The sequence below is a fragment of the Oleiphilus sp. HI0123 genome, from assembly GCF_001635315.1.
This window is the reverse complement of record NZ_LWGE01000972.1, coordinates 1-536: the sequence shown is the minus strand read 5'-3', so window position 1 is coordinate 536 and position 536 is coordinate 1. Positions and strand designations below refer to the sequence as shown.

General features: G+C 48.3%; 1 protein-coding gene and 1 pseudogene. One reads left to right on the top strand and one right to left on the bottom strand.

All coding sequences use genetic code 11. The features are described from left to right. Positions 1 to 198: pseudogene (locus A3761_RS08405) on the bottom strand (hypothetical protein); the annotation flags it as partial. Between the two features lie 36 nt (positions 199 to 234). Here A3761_RS08405 and A3761_RS28525 point away from each other — a divergent pair. Then, a partial coding sequence (locus A3761_RS28525) for a hypothetical protein (RefSeq protein ID WP_156491751.1) occupies positions 235 to 536 on the top strand: 302 nt, incomplete at its 3' end.

Here is a 536-nt window from a genome sequence, read left to right as displayed (position 1 = left end):
CCGATCGCGGTCGCTGAAATCCTCGGTTGAATATAAATCCGTAAACAGGAAGGATAAGCCGTCTTGATAGTCGCTTGATTGATAAAAATCGCGATGACTGAACTTTAAGCGCTCACTTTGCCAGTGAGCGAGTTTTGCCAAGTGGTGGTCGATATTGTCGAGCTTTGATTGCTGTTGGAAGTCGTGATAATTGAGCATTGCCTCTCTTAGCCTTTTGGCCGCAGGGCTAGAAGCATGGGTGTGAAGAAGCTTGTCACGGCTCATAGTGATCGCGGATCCCTGATACTCAATAGAACAGGTTTGGAATTCTATAGAAAGACAGGCGCTGAATCGAGTGGAATTTTTGAATGCCTGGTGTTGAGAGCTGTTTTGGCGCTGAAGGCTGTTTTGGGCGCTGAAGGCTCAACGCCGGAGTCACTATCTGCTAAGAAGTGCTACACGCCTGCAGATAATTGTAGCTTCTTTTGCTGGTCGGGGTTGAGTTTCATTGTTGGACGAGCGGGCTTGTTGCTAAGAACGGTGGGCATGTCGTCAAG